Raw genomic sequence first — 16,841 nt, forward strand, 5'->3', positions numbered from 1 at the left:
CTGCCCGTCCACCGGGCCACGACCGCGTGCTCGGCGCGCAGGATCCGCACGCCCGGGCGAACCTACGATGAGGCGGTGACCGCCCCCGAGCCCTCGGCTGCCCCGCACCCGCACGAGCCCGCGCACGACCGCGCGCCCGGCACCGCGACCGACCCGCTGCGCGACGTCGTCGCCGTCATGGACCGCCTCTACTCCCCGGGCGGGTGCCCGTGGGACCGCGAGCAGACGCACGTCTCGCTCGTGCGGTACCTCCTCGAGGAGGCGCACGAGCTCGCGGACGCCATCGAGACCGACGACCGCGCCGGGATGCGCGAGGAGCTCGGCGACCTGCTCCTGCAGGTGCTGTTCCACGCGCGCATCGCGAGCGAGGAGCCGGACCCGTTCACCGTCGACGACGTCGCCGCCGACCTCGCGGCGAAGCTCGTGCGGCGCCACCCGCACGTGTTCGCGGACGCCGACGCGACCGACCTGCACGGGCAGTGGGACGCGATCAAGAAGGCGGAGAAGCAGCGCTCGTCGGTGCTCGAGGGCATCTCGCACACGCAGGGGGCGCTCGCCCGCGCGCAGAAGGTCCTGTCTCGGGCCGGTCGCGGCGGCCTGGGCGACGTCGTCGGCGCGGCGCTCGCGGCGCCGTCGGGCACCGGGCCCGCGGCGGCCGGCGAGGACGGCGCCGGCCCGACGCCCGACGAGCGCCTCGGGCGCGAGCTGCTCGCGCTCGTGGCCCGCGCGGAGGCGGACGGGCTCGACGCCGAGGCGGCGCTGCGCGGCGAGCTGCGGCGCGTCGAGGCGCGGATCGTCGCGGCCGAGACGTCGGAGGCGACGTCGGCAGGGGTGCAGGCGGAGACCGGGGCGGACGGGGGTCCGGCGGGGCAGGGCTGAGGCGGGACGTTCGTCCCGATCGTCGGCGCGCAGGTCCCCGACCCGGGGCCCACGGACCGGACGCAGCGGCGCAGGTCACAACCGGGCACTAGGCTGTGGTCGTAAACCCACCATCGTCGCGGGCGCGCACGCGGCGTCCCGGGTTTCCCTGCCCGGGTCCGCCACCACCGTTCGAAGCGCCCGCAGCCCTGCCCCGAAGGAGCACCTGTGGCCAGCATCGAAGCCGTTGGAGCGCGCGAGATCCTCGACTCCCGCGGAAACCCGACCGTCGAGGTCGAGGTCGTCCTGGACGACGGGACGTTCGCCCGCGCCGGAGTGCCGTCGGGCGCGTCGACCGGTGCGTTCGAGGCCGTCGAGCGTCGTGACGGCGACAAGTCCCGCTACCTGGGCAAGGGCGTCGAGGGCGCGGTGAACTCCGTGATCGACGACATCGCCCCGGAGCTCATCGGCTTCGAGGCCGAGGACCAGCGCCTCATCGACGCCGCCCTCATCGACCTCGACGGCACCCCGAACAAGGGCAAGCTCGGCGCGAACGCCATCCTCGGCGTCTCGCTCGCCGTCGCGAAGGCCGCCGCGAAGAGCGCGGGCCTCGACCTGTACCGCTACGTCGGCGGCCCGAACGCGCACGTCCTGCCCGTGCCGATGATGAACATCCTCAACGGCGGGTCGCACGCGGACTCGAACGTGGACATCCAGGAGTTCATGGTCGCCCCGATCGGCGCGTCCTCGTTCCGCGAGGCGCTGCGCACCGGCGCCGAGGTCTACCACGCGCTGAAGTCCGTGCTCAAGGAGAAGGGCCTGGCCACCGGCCTCGGCGACGAGGGCGGCTTCGCGCCGAACCTCGCGAGCAACCGCGAGGCGCTCGACCTCATCCTCGTCGCGATCGAGAAGGCCGGCTTCGCGCCGGGCACGGACGTGACGCTCGCGCTCGACGTCGCGTCGACCGAGTTCTTCAAGGACGGCGCATACCAGTTCGAGGGCGGCGCGAAGACGCCGGCCGAGATGATCGCGTACTACGAGCAGCTCGTGCGCGACTACCCGCTGGTCTCCATCGAGGACCCGCTGTCCGAGGACGAGTGGGACAGCTGGTCGCAGCTCGTCGCCGAGGTCGGCGACCGGGTCCAGATCGTCGGCGACGACCTGTTCGTCACCAACCCGGAGCGCCTCGCGAAGGGCATCGAGCTCAAGGCGGCGAACTCGCTCCTCGTGAAGCTCAACCAGATCGGCACGCTCACCGAGACGCTCGACGCCGTCGAGCTCGCGCAGCGCAACGGCTTCACCGCGATGGTGTCGCACCGCTCGGGCGAGACCGAGGACACGACGATCGCCGACCTGTCCGTCGCGACGAACGCCGGCCAGATCAAGACGGGCGCCCCCGCCCGCGGCGAGCGCATCAACAAGTACAACCAGCTCCTGCGCATCGAGGAGGCGCTCGACGACGCCGCCCGCTACGCCGGCCGTGGCGCGTTCCCGCGCTGGACGGTGCAGGGCTGACCTGCGGCTGACCGTCGGTCGCGCACGACCCCGCCGGGGAGACCCGGCACCCGGAGCCCGGAGGGCCGCTCGTCGGCCCGCCGGGCTCCGGCGCGTCCGGGCGGGTGAAGAAGTCGTGTCGATCGCCTCACGTTCGCGGGCGCACCGCGCGTGCTCCCGGCGAGCCGCGTCTCGCGGCAGCACAATCGGGGCATGCCGTCCTCGCGCCGTCCTCCGCGCCCCGGTGCCCCCGCGCGGCCGGGCTCCGGGCCCGCGCGCGGCACGTCCGGGACGAAGCCCACGAAGCGTTCCACGTCGTCCGGGTCCGCGAGCCCGCGCGCGGCGTCCCCGGGCGCCCCGCGGACGACGTCAGGCTCCTCGGCCAAGCCCGCGGCCGGCGGGTCGACCGCCCGGACCGCGTCGTCGTCCGGCGCGCGCCGCCCCGCCGCGCGGCCGAGCAGACCGACGTCGACGCGCCGCGCCGCCGGCCCCGCGCCGGAGGACCGGCGTCGGAGCCGCTACGGCTTCCTCCTGCCCGAGGTGGTGACCGTCCGGACCCTGGTCCTGTCCGTCGTCGTGCTCCTCGCCGCGGTGCTCCTGCTGCCCACGCTGCGCGCGTACGTCAACCAGACGGGGGAGCTGCGCGACCTGCGCGCCGGCCTCGAGCAGGCCCAGGCCGAGCACACCGAGCTCGAGGCCGAGCTCGCCCGCTGGGACGACCAGGCGTACGTCGAGCGCGAGGCGCGGGACCGGCTCAACTTCGTCATGCCGGGGGAGCGGCCGTGGCGCGTGCTCGACCCGGAGACGGTGGTCGACGACACCGACCCGCAGACCGGACGGACGATCACGGACGGCCCCGTCCAGGGGTACGCGGAGGGCACGCCCTGGTACGAGGCCATCTGGGAGTCGGTGCAGGTCGCGGGCGGTCCGCGCCCGGCCGCCGGTGACGACGCGGGGACGTCGGACGGGACCGCGCCCGCGGGCGAGGACCCGGGCGGCGACGAGGACGCGCCGCCGAGCGGGGAGAATGGGTGAGGCGTCGCCCCGACGCCGTCGACCGACCCGAAGGAAGTCCCGTGCCCGACGCCCGCCTGGCCATCCCCGCCGACGACCCGGACGCCGTCGTCACCGAGCGCGACCTCGAGACGCTCGCGGAGCAGCTCGGGCGCACGCCGCGCGGCGTCGTCGGCATCGCCGCGCGGTGCGCGTGCGGGCGGCCGCTCGTCGTCCGCACGGCGCCGCGGCTCGAGAACGGCACGCCGTTCCCCACGACGTTCTACCTCACGAGCCCGGGCGCGGTCGCGGCCGCCTCGACCCTCGAGGCGAACGGCGTCATGAAGGAGATGTCGGAGCGGCTCACCGAGGACGAGGAGCTCGCCGCCGCCTACCGGCGCGCGCACGAGCACTACCTCGCGCAGCGCGAGGCGCTCGGCCACGTCGAGGAGATCGACGGCATCTCCGCGGGCGGGATGCCCACGCGCGTGAAGTGCCTGCACGTGCTCGTGGGTCATGCGCTCGCGGCCGGGCCGGGCGTCAACCCGCTGGGCGACGAGGCGCTCGAGCGCGTGCGCGACGTGTGGCGCCCCGACCGCTGCACCTGCTGACCGCGTGGCACGCTTGGACGCATGACCTCAGGCTCCACCTCTCCTCTCACCCGGGACCCGGGCGCGACCGCCGCGCCGGCCACCTCGCCCGCCCCCGTCCCGCCCGGCGCCTCGCGCGTGGCGGCGATCGACTGCGGCACCAACTCGATCCGCCTCCTCGTCGCCGACGTCGATCCGCAGGCCGGGACGCTCGTCGACCTGGACCGCCGCATGGAGGTCGTCCGGCTCGGCCAGGGCGTCGACCGCACGGGGCGGCTCGCCCCCGAGGCGCTCGCGCGGACGCTCGACGCCGCGCGCCGCTACGCGCAGGTGATCGACGACCTGGGCGCGACGCGGACGCGCTTCGTGGCGACGTCGGCCACGCGGGACGCGGAGAACCGTGACGAGTTCGTCGCGGGCGTGCTCGACGCGCTCGGCGTCGAGCCCGAGGTCGTCTCGGGCGAGGAGGAGGCCGCGCTGTCGTTCCGCGGGGCGACGTCGACCGTCGCGGCCGTGCGCCCCGGCCCCTACGTCGTGGTGGACCTCGGCGGCGGCTCGACGGAGCTCGTGCTCGGCACGACGACGCCCGACGCCGCGTACTCGATGGACGTGGGGTGCGTGCGCATGACGGAGCGGCACCTGCGCTCCGACCCGCCGACCCCCGCGGAGGAGGCAGCGGCCCGTGCGGACGTGCGGGCTGCGCTCGACGACGCGGCCCGCGTGGTGCCGCTCGGGCAGGCGGCGACGCTCGTCGGCCTCGCCGGGTCCGTCACGACGGTCACGGCCCACGCGCTCGGCCTCGCGCGGTACGACCGCGACCGGATCAACGGGTCCGTGCTGCCGGTCGACACCGTGCTCGCCGCGTGCGACGACCTGCTGCACCGCACGCGCGCCGAGCGCACCGCCCTGGGGTTCATGCACCCCGGGCGGGTCGACGTCATCGGCGCGGGCGCGCTCGTGTGGTCGGAGGTCGTGCGCCGCGTGCGCGACGACGTCGCCGCCGCGGGCGGGTCGCTCACCGAGGTCGTGACGAGCGAGCACGACATCCTCGACGGCATCGCCTGGTCGCTCGCCTGACCCCGGGCCGCCCCGGCGGCCCCTCCTGCCCGACCGCCGAGCCCGGCGTCGCGCGGCACCGGACGCCTGGTGCCCGCGGCCCGGGCTCCGGCGTCTCTGGCGAGAGGGCGTGTCGTGTGCACGGTACTGCGCATCGCGCGGTAGTGTGCATCCCGTGATCCCGGTGGCCGAGCACCGGGACGGACCGGGGCCACGCCCGACGGAGGGACGGATGGACACCACGCAGCTGCTCAAGGGGGTGCTCGACGCGGCGGTGCTCGCCGCGGTCGAGGCCGAGGACGGGTACGGGTACGACGTCGTGCGACGCCTGCGCGCGGCGGGGCTCGAGGACGTGGGGGACGCGTCCGTGTACGGGACGCTGCGGCGCCTGTACGCGGGCGGGGCGCTGACCACCTACGTCGTACCGTCCGACGCCGGGCCGCACCGCAAGTACTACGGGATCAACCCGCAGGGCCGGGCCATGCTCGACCTGCACCGCAAGGAGTGGCAGACGTTCGCGGGCACCGTGTCCGCGCTGCTGCGGACCGGAGAGGTGGCCGCCTGATGAGCACGACGACCCCCGCGCAGCCGCCCGCCGGCGCGCCCGTGGGACGGGCCTTCTACGGGCACGTCCACGCCTACGCCCAGCAGGTGCGCGCGCACCTCGCCGACCTGCGGCCGGACCAGGTCGAGGAGCTCGCCGACGGGCTCGAGGCCGACCTCGCCGAGGCGGTCGTCGACGCGCCCGGGGCGCTCCCGCGCCGCACGACAGGGTCGGCACCCGCCGTCGACGGCCCCGACGGCGCTCCCGGTGGCGGTCCCGACGGCGCGGTCGGTACGGACGCCCCGGAGGTGCTCGACGACATCGGCCTCGACCTCGTCGCCTTCTTCGGTCCGCCCGCGGAGTACGCCGCGGAGCTGCGCGCCGCCGCCGGTCTCCCTCCCGCCGCCGCCCCGGACGGCACCCGGGGCCTGCGGCCCGGGGTGCGCCGCCGGGTGCGTGCCCTCGGCGCGTCGCTCGCGGCCGACTGGCACGCGGGGTGGCAGCCCGTCACCTCGTCGCCCCAGTGGGCCTCGACCGCGGAGTTCCTGCGCGCCCTCACGCCCGCGTGGTGGGTCCTGCGCGGCTGGGTCGTGGCGACGCTCGTGCTCGCCCTGGTCGCGGGGTACCGGGTGGCCGTGCTCCCGCCGGACCTGTCGGCGCGCGTCGTCGTGCTGCTCGCGGTCGTCGTGAGCGTGCAGTGGGGCCGGGGTCGCTGGCTCCCCACGCGCGGGCTGCGGAAGGTCGGCCGCCCGCTGTCGGTCGCCGCGGCCGTCGCGGCCGTGCCCGCCGTCCTCGTCGCCGCCTCGGCGAGCGCGTCGAGCCCGTACGCGTGGGACCGCGGCTACGAGCAGGGCCGCAGCGACGCGAGCAGCGGCCTCGTGAGCAGCGTGTCGTTCGGGAGCGGCGACTCCCCGGGCACGGCGGGCGTGTGGGTCGACGGCGCGCAGGTGTCCAACCTCTTCGTCTACGACGCAGCGGGCGAGCCGCTCCGCGACGTCCAGGTCTTCGACGACCGCGGCCGCCAGGTCCGCACGGTCACCGAGGAGGGTGCCTCCGGGCCGTGGGCGGTGCCGGACGTCGAGGGCATGTGGTACTTCCAGCCCGCCCTGGCGACGGACGGGCGCGAGCGGTGGAACGTCTACCCGCTGCGCGCGGTCGCCGAGGAGGACGTCGAGTACCCCGAGGGCGACGGCCGCCCCGTCCCGGCGACGGGGACGCGCACGCGCGACATGCCGTGGCCGTTCCTCCAGGCACCGACCGCGGTGCCGTCGAGCGTGGGCACGGGGGAGACGTCGTCGGGCACGGGCGGTACGGGCGAGGCGCCGGCCGACGAGTCCGCCGAGGGCGGGACGGGCGACCCGGGGCCGTCGCAGGAGCCGCCCGCGACCCCGCCCGCGGGCGGGGTGCCGCCCGCGCCGACCGGCCCGACGCCCGTCGTCGGCGCGATCGGCTGACCGGCAGGCCCGGGGTGGTGCGCCGACGGCGGACGGCGGCGCACCACCCCGGTCCCGGGCCATGCGGAATGTCGCCTGTGCCCGCGTGTGCCCGCCTCTGCCCCCCTCCGTCCGCGCAGCGTGGGGCGCGTCACGCCCGTCTGGCGGACGCTCCGGCTCGCCTGTGCCGCAACCGGTAATACTCTGGAACCATGCCTCAGAATGACCTGACCTCGGTCAGCCGTGCCCAGACCGCTTCGCCGCGGCCCCGCAAGGTGCCCCGCGTCGTCGTCCTCGGCGGCGGCTCGGTGGGTCTGTACGCCGCGCGCCGACTGCGCAAGAAGCTCGGTCGCCGCGAGGCGGCGATCGTCGTCGTCGACCCGCGCCCGTACATGACGTACGCGCCCTTCCTCCCCGAGGCGGCCGCGGGCTCGATCGACGGCCGCGACGTCGTCGCGCCGCACCGCCGTGCGCTCAAGGGCGTCGACGTGCTCCAGGGCAAGGTCGTCTCGATCGACCACACCGACCGCCGCGTGACGATCCACCCGGAGGAGGGCGACGACTACTCGGTCACGTACGACCACCTGATCGTCGGCCTCGGCTCGGTGTCGCGCACGCTGCCCATCCCGGGCCTGGCGGAGAACGCGATCGGCTTCAAGAACGTGGAGGAGGCCATCGCGGTCCGCAACCACGTCCTCAACCGCATGGACGTCGCGTCGTCCACGTGGGACGAGAAGCTGCGTCGCCGCATGCTCACGTTCACGTTCGTCGGCGGCGGGTTCGCGGGCATCGAGGCGCTGGCCGAGATCGAGGACATGGCCCGCTACGCGACGCGCAATTACGCGACGATCGAGGAGAAGGACCTCCGCTTCGTCATGATCGAGGGCGCGGGCCGCATCCTGCCCGAGCTCAGCGAGCCCATGGCGCAGTACGCGCTCGACGAGCTGAAGAAGCGCGGCATCGAGTTCCACCTCAGCACGTTCCTGTCGTCGTGCGTGGACGGCCACGTCGTCACCTCGACCGGGGTCGAGTTCGACTCCGACACGATCGTGTGGACCGCGGGCGTCAAGGCGAACCCGGTCCTCAAGGAGTCGTCGGACCTCCCGGTCGACAAGCTGGGCCGCATCACCGTGCTGCCGACGCTCCAGGTCGCGGACGCCGACGGCAACGTCGTGCCGAACGCGTGGGCCGCGGGCGACTGCGCCGCCGTCCCGGACGTGCTGAACCCGGGCAAGTTCTGCCCGCCGAACGCGCAGCACGCCATCCGTGAGGCCACGCGCCTCGCCGACAACCTCGCGCTCGAGCTGCACAGCGAGCCGCCGGTCGAGTACCGCCACAAGAGCGTCGGTACGGTCGCGTCGCTCGGTCTGTACAAGGGCGTCGCGGAGCTGTTCGGCGTGTTCAAGCTCCGCGGGACGCTCGCGTGGCTCATGCACCGCAGCTACCACGTCATGGCGATGCCGACGGGCAACCGCAAGATCCGCATCTTCATCGGCTGGATCGGCCAGTTCCTCATGGGCCGCGAGCTCGTCTCGCTCGGCTCGCTGCACGACCCGCGCGCGGAGTTCCGCGCCGCGTCCGTCCCGCCCAAGAAGGACGGCGACCCGGTCAAGCAGACCGCGCAGGGCTCGGCGGCCGCGGCGGAGTCCGGTGCGGGCACCGTCGACGCCGACGACCGGACGCCGGCGGCGAAGGCCTCCTGAGGCCGCGGCCGGGCCTGGCCCGGCCGTCGTGCCCGACGACGAGGGGCGAGCCGCGCGTGCGGCTCGCCCCTCGGCGCGTCCAGGTCCCGCGCGGGCGGCCGTCGCGCCGACGGGCCCGGGAGCTCCGCGCGCGCGGTAGATTCGGCCCGCGCCCCCATGGCCCAACTGGCAGAGGCGGCCGGCTTAAACCCGGCGTGTTCCGGGTTCGAGTCCCGGTGGGGGCACCGTGCCGGCGGGGAGCCGGCTCCGCGGCGCCTGCGACCGCGGGCTAGGACAGCCCCGTCGGGCCCTCCGGCTCGGCCGGGGGAGCGGCCTCCTGGCCGAGGACCACGACGGTGCCGTCCGGGTCCTGCACGCGTGCGACGCGCTCGCCCCACGGCTGGTCCGCGGGTGGCTCACCTAGACGGGCGGACCGCGTCGGGGAAGGCGTACTCGACCGTCCCGCGCAGCAGGTCACGGTAGAAGCCCAGCGACCGGTCGAGGTCGGCCACGGTGAGGACGGGGAAGAGGCTGCGGAACACGGTCGCTCCTCGGTGCGCTCGGCGGGTCCTCCCATCGTGCGCCTCGCGTCCCGGGCGCGCTCTCCGTGCCCGGGCCGGCGGGCCTCAGCGAGCGAGCAGCTCTTCGGTCGTCGTCCCCGGCACGGACAGCGTGACGCGCGTGCCCCACGGGTCGTGCACGACGACGGAGCGGCCGTCGTCCGCGTGCTCCAGCCCGCGGGCGCGGAGGCGCGCGACGAGCGCGTCGAGGTCCTCGCGGCCCGGCACCGTGACGGCGACGTCGCCGAGACCGAGGCTCGCGGCGCGGGGCCCGGCGCCCGCGCTGTTCCACACGTTCATCGCGACGTGGTGGTGGTACCCGCCCGCGGACGCGAAGAGCGCCCCGCTGTACCCGGTGAGCGTCGCCTCGAAGCCGACGGCGTCGACGTAGAAGGCGTGGGCGGTCGCGACGTCGCCCACCTGGAGGTGCACGTGGCCGACGCGGCCCGCGAGCGAGGGGCCGGCGTCGAACGTCTCCTGGTCGAGGTGCGTGCGCAGATAGGCGTTCGGGTCGAGGAACGTCGTCGTCATGAGGATCTGGCCGTGCTCGCGCACCCAGGTCTCGCGGGGGCGGTCGGTGTAGAGCTCGACGCCGTTGCCCTCGGGGTCGGTGAAGTAGAACGCCTCGCTGACGAGGTGGTCGCTCGACCCGACGAACGTGCCGCGGCGGTCCTGCGCGGCGCGGTACACGGTCGCGGCGAGGCTCGGGCCGTCGTCGAACAGGAAGGCCGTGTGGAACAGGCCGGCCTGGCGCGGGTCGACGGGCGGGAGCCCGGGCGTGTGCACGAGGCGCAGCATGGGCGTGCGGCCGCGGCCCAGCACACGGTGCACCTCCGCGCCGCGCGACCGCTCCTCGAGCGGGGCGAGGGCGAACGCGCCCGTGTAGTACGAGGTCATGAGCTCGAGGTCGCCCACGCGCAGCGTGACGGCGTCCATGCTCGTGGACGGGGACAGGAGGCGGTCGGTCGGCGCGCCCGGCGTGCTCGTGGTCATGTCTTCTCCAACTTGTTGTCGCTACAACTATATTCCCACACCGTGGCGAGAACTCCCGCACCGGCGCCGTCCTTGCTAGGGTCGGCGCGAACCACGCGGGGCGTCCCGCCCGGGCCACGGCCCGGGCCGAGGGACTGAGACGAGCGGTACGGCCGCCCGGACCCGTCGAACCTGATCTCGCTAGCACGAGCGGAGGAACGTGGGCATGACGACGCCTGCTGCCATCACCCTGAACCCTGTCCTCGCGGACGACCCGACCGCGCTCGTCCGGCAGGAGGAGACCGGCTTCACCGCCGACCTCGCCCGCCGGTACGCGGACCTCTTCGAGACGTTCTACGACCACCCCTTCCTGGCCGGGCTGCGCGACGGCTCCGTCGAGCCCGCCGCGGTCCGCCACTACGTGGGCCAGGACCACCAGTACCTCACGGCCTACCTGCGCTGCTACGGCCTCGGCATGGCCCTCGCGCCCGACCGGTCGTGGGCGGCCTACTTCCACGACAAGGCCGGCTTCCTCCTCGACGACGAGTCGCACGCGCACCACGCGATGTGCGACTTCCTCGGCGTGACGTACGAGGAGGCGCAGACGCACCGCCTCGCGCCGAGCGCGCAGGCCTACGTCGACCACATGACGGCGGCCGGCCGCGACTCGCTCGGCGTGCTGCTCGCCGCGCTGCTGCCGTGCCCGTGGACCTACATCTGGTCCGCGCGACGCTTCTGGCTCGGCGAGCGCGAGACGACGCCCGGCGCCCTCGCCGACGACCACCCGCTCGCGGGCTGGTGGCAGTTCTACGCGGCCGAGCGCACCGAGGACGTCCTCACGGACCTGCGCGCACGCCTCGACGCGCTCGCCGCGGACGCGGGCGAGGCGGAGCGCGCGCGCATGGAGCGCGCGTTCGAGCTGAGCTGCCGCCACGAGATCCGCTTCTGGCAGATGGCCTGGTCGCTCGAGGGTTGGTGACGCGTCCGGCCGGGCCCGCGGCCGACCGTCGCGCCGTGCGCCCGGCCTTACGCCAGCAGCAGATGACCGCCCGGGTGCCTCGGCACCCGGGCGGGCCGCGGGTAGCGTGATCGCATGGACGCGACGAGCGCGGTGCCGGACGGGGTGCGCGATGCGGTGCCGGACGTGGTGACGCCGCGCCCCCGGTCCCGGACGGGCGGACGGGCGGAACCCCTCCTGCGCCACGTCATCGGCGGGATCCTGCGGCGGGCGCGGCTCGCGCAGGGGCGCACGCTCGTGGACGTCGCGGCCGCCGCGCGCGTCTCCACCGCCTACCTGTCCGAGGTGGAGCGCGGGCGCAAGGAGGCGTCGTCCGAGGTCCTCGCCGCCGTCTGCGGCGCCCTCGGCCTGCGGCTCGTCGACCTCGTCGCCCGCACGGGCGAGGAGCTGCGGCCGCTCGCACCTGTCCGCGTGCTGTCCTCCGCGCGGGAGCGGGGTGCCCTCTCCGCGCCGCGGCACGTCGCGCCGGTGGGCGAACCCGTGCGAGACCTCCCCGTCGCCGAGACGCTCCGCCGTCCGACCGCGCGCGCCGGCGACGTCCTGCTCCTCGCGGCCTGAGCGGCGGTCCCCACCGCACCGCACCGCGTGTCGTGCGGAGGCCGGGCACCGTGCGCGCCGATACCGTCGGTCCATGACGGAGCCGCAGACCGCGCACGGCACGGCAGCCCAGGACGTCCCGGCCCTCCAGGACCTCGTCGACGACGCCGCGTTCCTCTCCCACGAGCACCAGCTCCACCTGTCGGACCTCCACGGCGACGACGCCTGGGCCGCCGACATGACCACGGGCGTCTTCACCTTCACCGCGCCCGACGGTGGGACCGCGACGTGCCGCCTCCAGTTCCTCGGTACGGCCGCGCCCGGTCCGGGCACGTGGATGTGGGCGTGGCAGAACGTCAACGGCTTCCCCGACGGCGTGCTCACCGCCGCCGAGAGCGCCCGGCGGACCGGGCTGCGCGAGGCCGCCGAGCCGGAGCTCCCCCTCGCCGACGACCTCGCCCACCGGCTCGCGCTCGCGGCCAAGGCCGTGACCGGGTCGTTCACCCACTACAGCGCGCCCGTCGGCGGCGGCACGCGCGCGTGGTTCCTCCTGGACGACGCCGACCTCGCCCTGCCCGCACCGAGCGTGCCGCGCGTCGTGCGCACGCTGAGCGAGGGGCTGCTGTCCGTCACGGTCGTCGACCACCGGCGCGCCGTCGCGTCCTACGCGAGCGCGCGCGGCCTGCCGGCCGCCGAGGACGGGACCGGCGCCGTCGTGCTCGACGTGCCCGACGGCACCGTGACCGTGCGGTTCGACGAGCGCGGCCGGATCGCGGGCATCTCCGCGTCGTCACCGCGCCCGGCCGCGCCCGAGGCCGCGACGGCGGAGCCCGCCGCGGCAGCCCCTGCCGGCTCGGCACCGACGGCGCCCGGGCTCACCGTCTCGGAGCCGTCGGCGGACGACCCGGCAGCGCCCGAGCCTGCGCCCGCGGAGCACGAGTCCGCCGCACCCGCGCCGTCGCCCGCGGGGACGGCCCCCGAGCCGCGCCGCCGGTCGTGGTTCCGGCGACGCGGCTGACGACGCACGCGGTCGCCTCCGCGGGCGGGCGTCACGCCGCCGCAGCGAGCTTGCGCGAGGTGACGACGGCGTCCGCGACGCCGTACTCCACGGCCTGGCGCGCGGTGAGGACGAGGTCGCGGTCGGTGTCGGCGCGCAGGCGCTCGACGGTCTGGCCCGTGTGCCGCGCCAGCACCTCCTCCGTCTCGGACCGGATCCGGAGGATCTCCTCGGCCTGGATCGACAGGTCCGAGATCGTGCCCTCCCCGCCGCCCGACGGCTGGTGCAGCAGGACGCGCGAGTGCTCCAGCACGAACCGCTTGCCCGGCGTCCCCGCCGCGAGCAGGACGGCCGCGGCCGAGGCCGCCTGGCCCATGCAGATGGTCGAGACGTCGCAGCGGACGAACTGCATCGTGTCGTAGATCGCCATGAGCGCGGTCGCGGAGCCGCCCGGGGAGTTGATGTACAGCCCGATCTCCTGGTCCGGGGCGTCCGACTCCAGGTGCAGGAGCTGCGCCATGACGACGTTCGCGACGCCGTCGTCGATCTCGGTGCCGAGGAACACGATGCGCTCGGACAGCAGGCGGGAGAAGACGTCGAACGCGCGCTCGCCCAGCGGCGTGCGCTCGACCACGGTCGGGATCGTGTAGCTCGCCATCACAGACCCACCTTCCGGGCCGCGCGGGCGGGGCGGACGTCGTCGACGCTCTCGACGATCCGGTCGACCATCCCGTACTCGAGCGCCTGCTGCGCGGTGAACCAGCGGTCGCGGTCGGAGTCGTCGGCGATGGTCTCGACGGACTGCCCGGTGCTCTCCGCGAGCAGCCGGTGCATGAGCCCCTTGGTGTACACGAGGTTCTCCGCCTGGATCGCGATGTCGACGGCGGTGCCCCCGATCCCGGCCGACGGCTGGTGCATCATGATCCGCGCGTGCGGCAGCGCGAACCGCTTGCCCGGCGTCCCCGCGCACAGGAGGAACTGGCCCATGCTCGCGGCGAAGCCCATCGCCACGGTCGACACGTCGTTGGGGATGAGCCGCATCGTGTCGTAGATGGCGAGGCCGGCGCTCACCGAGCCGCCGGGGGAGTTGACGTAGAGCGCGACGTCCGCGCGCGGGTCCTCCGCCGAGAGCAGGAGGAGCTGGGCGCACAGGCGGTTCGCGACGGCGTCGTCCACGGCCGTGCCGAGGACGACGATGCGCTGGTGGAGGAGGCGCGTCGTGAGCTGGTCGTCGAACGACGAGGGCGTCGGGGCGGCGGCCTCCGCGCGCGGGGTCCGGTGGTCGCCGACGGCGGGTCGGCCGGTCAGGTGCGTGGTCATGCGACCACCCTGCGCCCGCCCGGGCCGCGCGAGGAGGCCGATCTGCCGTCGGCTCATACGCCGACGGCAGATCGGCCGTCTCAGGACCGCGTCACAGGATGGGCCAGGGCTTCGGTTCGACGGTCACGCCGTTCCCCGGCGAGATGCTCACCGTCACCGTCGCCGTGCGCTGGGTCCCGTACGGGTTGCCGAGGATGCACCCGAGGTCGACGTAGCTGCCGGCCGCGAGGTACTCGGTCCAGGAGTAGCTCCCGACCTGGTTGCCGTCGTAGTAGCACCGGAAGGTGTAGGTGCCGGACGGGAACGTCGAGTTCGCGTTGACCCGGAACACCGTGCACATGTGGCCGGTGCAGTTGCCGTAGCCGGGCTGCGTGTTGCGCTGCGGACCGCGGGTCACCCAGACGCTCGGCGGGACCGGGCGCGGGTCGGTGCGGTGTGTCGCCCAGCCGCTCCACGGTCCGCAGCCGGCGGCGTTGCACGCCTGCGCCCGGAGGCGGAACGTCTGGTCGTAGTCGTTCCCGACGTCGACCGTCTGCCCCGAGCCGCTGGACCCGCCCTCGATCTGCCAGTTGTAGCGCGAGACGCCGTTGCCGCCGTTCGACGAGGGTGCGGAGATCGAGAAGCGGCCCGAGGTCGCGCTCAGTCGGGACACGGACACGCCCGGTTCGCTGGGCTTGCCGTACGCGCTGATCTGCCCCGACGCCGGGCTCGACGTGGACGTGCCGCCCTTGTTCGTCGCGGTGACGGTGAACGTGTAGTTCCCGGCGGGGAGGCCCGTGAAGTCGACGGACGTACCGTCGACGTCCCTCTTCGCGCCCCCGGGCGACGCCGTGACGGTGTACTTCGTGATCGGGCTGCCGTTCGCGTCGGCGGCGCCCCAGGACACGCGCGGGATGCCGCTGTCCTGCCCGCCGCCGCCCACGTTCTGCACGCTCGGCCGGGGCGGAGCCTCGGGGCGCCCGTAGGGGACCACGGCCGCGGACGCCGCGCTCTCCGCCGTCCGGCCCGCCTTGTTCTCGGCCGTCACCGTGAACGTGTACGACGACTCGTTGTCGAGGCCCGTCGCCTTGTGGCTCGTCGCGGTGAGGGAGAGCGCGGCGCCGTCGCGGGAGCCGTTCTTGTACCGCTGCAGGGTGTAGCCCTTGATCGCGTCACCGTTCTCGAACGGCGCCTTCCACGACACGTCGATCGAGCCGCCGTTGAGCGGCGAGTCCGCGGCGCGGCTCGCGCTCGGCGTCTCCGGGACGTCCGGCAGACCCGCCGGGACCTCCTCGGCCGAGTACTCGCCCCAGTCCGAGGGGTCGGGGGCGAGGTTGTTCGCCCGGACCCGGACGCTGTACGCGGTGCCGTTGTCGAGTCCGTTCCACACGTACTGGGTGCCCGAGAGCGCCGTGACCTGGACGGCGCCGCCCTTCGGTGCCGGGGAGATCTCGAGGTCGACCGTCTCGATCGGCGAGCGGTCGGTGTAGGTCTTGTTGGTCCAGGTGACCGTGAGGGACGTGTCGCCGAACTCGAGGGTGGGTGCGGCGGGCGGGTCGGGCTTCTCGTCGGGTCGGGCGACGGCGGAGGCCGGGGAGGCGGGTCCGTCGCCGACGGCGTTGGTCGCGTAGACGGTGAAGGTGTACTCGACGTTGTTGGTCAGGCCGTCCAGGGTGCAGGTGGTGGTGCCGCAGGCCTTCTCGTAGCCGTTCTGGGAGCGCACGGTGTAGCCGGTGATGTCGGCGCCGTTGTTGTTCGGCGGGTCCCAGGTGAGCACGACGGTCTTGGAGCGGACCTCGAGGACCTGCGGGGTCGCGGGCGCCTCGGGCTTGCCCAGGACCTTGAGCTGGACGCGGCCCTCGACCATGCGGTCGGGGTCCTTCGTGGCGTCCTGGATCCGGTAGACGACCACCATGACGCCCACGAACGAGTCGGCCGGCGTCACGACGACGTCGCCGCCGCTGTACGACACGTCGCCGCTGCCCGTCTCGACGCTCGCCGCCACGATCTCGAGCGGCGTGTCGGGGAAGGGGTTGGAGTCGTTGGCCAGGACGGGCACGGTGGTGGCCTTGCCCTGGTGGGCGTCGTCGACGGTGTCGGGGTTGGCGCGGGCCAGGGGCCGGGTGGAGGCCACGACGGTCAGGGTCGCGGTGCCCTCGACCGGGGGGTGCTCGCCGTCGGTGACGGTGATCGGGACCTGCACGACCGAGCCCTTGGGCACGTCCGGGGTCGCCTGGGCGCGCAGCGTGGTGCCCTCGACGGACACGGTCACGCCCTGGGCCTGGCCGGTGGCCCGGAACGTCAGGGGGTCGCCGTCGGGGTCGGTCGCGAAGCGCGCGAGGTCGATCGAGGCCTCCTCGCCCGCCGCGACGTCGAGCGTCGGGGTCGACAGCTCCGGCGGCAGGTTCTCCGGCGGCACGACGCTGATCGGCAGCGTGAGCAGCGCGGTGTGGCCGTCGGGGTCGTCGGGGCCGGAGCCGTCGGTGACCTCGAAGGTCACGGCGGCGGGACCCACGTAGTCCGCAGCGGACGTGTAGGTGATCTCCGTGGTCGAGAGGACCTCGCGCGTGCCCTCGAGCGCGGTGACCTTCTCCTCCGTGGTGAGCCGGGGCGTCTTGCCCTCGACGACCAGGACGTAGTCCGTGATGTCGATGGGCAGCGGCTCGCCGCTGACGACCTCCAGGGGCGTGATGCCGGGACGGAGGGTCGGGGCCTGGTCGGTGAGGCCGGGGACCTTGACGAAGGCCTTGGCGGTCAGGCCGTCGATGTCGGTCGCGGTGTAGGTGATGACCTGGCGGCCCTCGGTGA

Annotated in this window: 16 protein-coding genes, 1 tRNA gene and 1 riboswitch; of the genes, 12 read left to right on the plus strand and 5 right to left on the minus strand. The window is 74.8% G+C overall.

Translation table 11 applies throughout. From position 1 onward, the window contains the following. Positions 1–75 precede the first annotated feature (75 nt). The 9 genes from ACZ4MO_RS12385 (at position 76) to ACZ4MO_RS12425 (ending at position 8,895) form a co-directional block, all read left to right on the plus strand. Positions 76–879, plus strand: a complete 804-nt coding sequence (locus ACZ4MO_RS12385) for a nucleoside triphosphate pyrophosphohydrolase (RefSeq protein ID WP_255437193.1) — start codon at positions 76–78, stop codon at positions 877–879. A gap of 207 nt (positions 880–1,086) precedes the next feature. Further along, complete coding sequence (gene eno, locus ACZ4MO_RS12390) at positions 1,087–2,373, plus strand: phosphopyruvate hydratase (RefSeq protein WP_021483383.1); 1,287 nt, start codon at positions 1,087–1,089, stop codon at positions 2,371–2,373. Between the two features lie 192 nt (positions 2,374–2,565). Continuing rightward, positions 2,566–3,387: a septum formation initiator family protein gene (locus tag ACZ4MO_RS12395; RefSeq protein WP_175008905.1), complete on the plus strand. Its 822-nt coding sequence runs from the start codon at positions 2,566–2,568 to the stop codon at positions 3,385–3,387. Between the two features lie 41 nt (positions 3,388–3,428). Further along, entirely contained in the window at positions 3,429–3,956 is a 528-nt protein-coding gene (locus tag ACZ4MO_RS12400) for a DUF501 domain-containing protein (protein WP_241769854.1), read from the plus strand. Between the two features lie 21 nt (positions 3,957–3,977). After that, positions 3,978–5,012, plus strand: a complete 1,035-nt coding sequence (locus tag ACZ4MO_RS12405) for a Ppx/GppA phosphatase family protein (protein WP_083385165.1) — start codon at positions 3,978–3,980, stop codon at positions 5,010–5,012. Between the two features lie 211 nt (positions 5,013–5,223). Then, positions 5,224–5,556: a PadR family transcriptional regulator gene (locus ACZ4MO_RS12410; RefSeq protein ID WP_034651541.1), complete on the plus strand. Its 333-nt coding sequence runs from the start codon at positions 5,224–5,226 to the stop codon at positions 5,554–5,556. After that, positions 5,556–6,989, plus strand: a complete 1,434-nt coding sequence (locus tag ACZ4MO_RS12415; protein WP_175008904.1) for a hypothetical protein — start codon at positions 5,556–5,558, stop codon at positions 6,987–6,989. The genes ACZ4MO_RS12410 and ACZ4MO_RS12415 overlap by 1 nt, the downstream gene beginning before the upstream one ends. A 191-nt stretch (positions 6,990–7,180) precedes the next feature. Then, positions 7,181–8,671 (plus strand): NAD(P)/FAD-dependent oxidoreductase, encoded by a 1,491-nt coding sequence (locus ACZ4MO_RS12420; protein WP_043656236.1) that lies wholly within the window; start codon positions 7,181–7,183, stop codon positions 8,669–8,671. Positions 8,672–8,821: 150 nt separating this feature from the next. Further along, positions 8,822–8,895: transfer RNA gene (locus ACZ4MO_RS12425), tRNA-Leu, on the plus strand. A 171-nt stretch (positions 8,896–9,066) separates the two neighbouring features. On the opposite strand, the gene ACZ4MO_RS12430 is transcribed toward ACZ4MO_RS12425, so the two are convergent. After that, complete coding sequence (locus ACZ4MO_RS12430) at positions 9,067–9,192, minus strand: hypothetical protein (RefSeq protein ID WP_255437192.1); 126 nt, start codon at positions 9,190–9,192, stop codon at positions 9,067–9,069. An 84-nt stretch (positions 9,193–9,276) separates the two neighbouring features. Beyond that, complete coding sequence (locus tag ACZ4MO_RS12435; protein ID WP_061268676.1) at positions 9,277–10,203, minus strand: VOC family protein; 927 nt, start codon at positions 10,201–10,203, stop codon at positions 9,277–9,279. A gap of 86 nt (positions 10,204–10,289) precedes the next feature. Continuing rightward, positions 10,290–10,418: riboswitch (TPP riboswitch) on the plus strand. Here ACZ4MO_RS12435 and ACZ4MO_RS12440 point away from each other — a divergent pair. The 3 genes from ACZ4MO_RS12440 to ACZ4MO_RS12450 all read left to right on the plus strand — a co-directional run bounded on the left by ACZ4MO_RS12440 (position 10,409) and on the right by ACZ4MO_RS12450 (position 12,755). After that, on the plus strand, positions 10,409–11,161 hold the full coding sequence (locus ACZ4MO_RS12440) for a thiaminase II/PqqC family protein (protein WP_175008903.1): 753 nt from the start codon (positions 10,409–10,411) through the stop codon (positions 11,159–11,161). It overlaps the preceding riboswitch by 10 nt. Positions 11,162–11,317: 156 nt before the next feature. Next, positions 11,318–11,758 (plus strand): helix-turn-helix domain-containing protein, encoded by a 441-nt coding sequence (locus ACZ4MO_RS12445; RefSeq protein WP_499278998.1) that lies wholly within the window; start codon positions 11,318–11,320, stop codon positions 11,756–11,758. 73 nt (positions 11,759–11,831) lie between these two features. Further along, positions 11,832–12,755, plus strand: a complete 924-nt coding sequence (locus ACZ4MO_RS12450; RefSeq protein ID WP_175008902.1) for a DUF6882 domain-containing protein — start codon at positions 11,832–11,834, stop codon at positions 12,753–12,755. A 31-nt stretch (positions 12,756–12,786) separates the two neighbouring features. Here ACZ4MO_RS12450 and ACZ4MO_RS12455 read toward each other — a convergent pair whose 3' ends face one another. From ACZ4MO_RS12455 to ACZ4MO_RS12465, 3 genes are all read right to left on the minus strand, one after another. Beyond that, positions 12,787–13,395: a ClpP family protease gene (locus ACZ4MO_RS12455; RefSeq protein WP_286185731.1), complete on the minus strand. Its 609-nt coding sequence runs from the start codon at positions 13,393–13,395 to the stop codon at positions 12,787–12,789. Continuing rightward, complete coding sequence (locus ACZ4MO_RS12460; protein WP_175008901.1) at positions 13,392–14,054, minus strand: ATP-dependent Clp protease proteolytic subunit; 663 nt, start codon at positions 14,052–14,054, stop codon at positions 13,392–13,394. The genes ACZ4MO_RS12455 and ACZ4MO_RS12460 overlap by 4 nt, the downstream gene beginning before the upstream one ends. Before the next feature lie 91 nt (positions 14,055–14,145). Beyond that, a partial coding sequence (locus tag ACZ4MO_RS12465) for a fibronectin type III domain-containing protein (RefSeq protein WP_499278991.1) occupies positions 14,146–16,841 on the minus strand: 2,696 nt, incomplete at its 5' end.

The sequence above is a fragment of the Sphaerisporangium cinnabarinum genome, assembly GCF_055567015.1.